Origin of the sequence: Muribacter muris (genome assembly GCF_004569585.1) — a bacterium.
Classification (GTDB): Bacteria; Pseudomonadota; Gammaproteobacteria; order Enterobacterales; family Pasteurellaceae; genus Muribacter; species Muribacter muris.
In genome coordinates, this window is record NZ_SPPA01000066.1 from 1 (window position 1) to 1,080 (window position 1,080).

The 1,080-nt window shown below is 39.7% G+C and carries 1 protein-coding gene; it reads left to right on the forward strand.

The annotated features are described in order from the left end of the window. Positions 1 to 102: 102 nt before the first annotated feature. Positions 103 to 1,080: IS481 family transposase (locus E4T80_RS12610; RefSeq protein ID WP_135058721.1), on the forward strand; the 978-nt coding region annotated here is incomplete at its 3' end.

The window sequence follows — 1,080 nt, forward strand, 5'->3', positions numbered from 1 at the left end:
TGTAGAAGATCAGATTAAATCTGACAAATCACAATAAAAAGTGAGCGTTTCCCGTTTAGAATATGAGTGTCAAATTCAATCTAAACAAAAAAGGAAACGCTCATGTTTTATTCTAACAACCCTCTCATTAAACACAAGACTGGTTTACTCAATTTAGCTGAAGAACTCGGTAATATATCCCAAGCCTGTAAAATCATGGGAATGAGCCGAGATACCTTCTATCGTTATCAACAAGCGGTTGAAGAAGGTGGTGTAGATGCGCTGCTTAATCAAAATCGACGAGTCCCTAACATTAAAAATCGAGTAGATGAAAAAGTCGAAAAAGCCGTGGTGCAATTTGCTTTGGATAATCCCGCATTCGGACAGGTTCGGGTGAGCAATGAACTGCGAAAACAGGGTATTTTTGTTTCCGCAGGGGGTGTCCGGTCGATTTGGTTAAGGCATCATCTTGCTAATTTCAAACAAAGATTGATAGCACTTGAGAAATTAGTTGCTGAGCAAGGCATTATTCTCAATGAATCCCAAGTGCAAGCCTTGGAGCGCAAAAAGGAAGATGAGCTTGCTTATGGTGAAATTGAAACCGCTCACCCTGGCTATCTGGGTGCACAAGATACCTTCTATGTTGGCAATCTTAAAGGCGTTAGTCGCATTTATCAGCAAACCTTTATTGATACGTACAGCAAAGTTGCGTTTGCCAAGCTTTACACCATGAAAACGGCCATTACGGCAGCAGATATACTCAACGATAACGTGTTGCCTTACTTTGAAAGCCAAAATTTACCGATATTACGCATTCTTACCGACAGAGGGAGTGAATATTGTGGTAAGGTAGAAAATCACGATTATGAGCTTTATTTGGCAATCAATGATATTGACCATACAAAAACGAAAGTAAAACACCCGCAGACAAATGGTATCTGTGAGGGTTTTCACAAAACCATTTTACAGGAGTTTTACCAAGTGGCATTTAGGAAGAAAATTTATATGGATTTGAGTACATTACAAGCTGATTTGGATGAATGGTTGCTGTATTATAACCATCACCGAACCCATCGAGGAAAAATGTGCTGTGGAAGAACG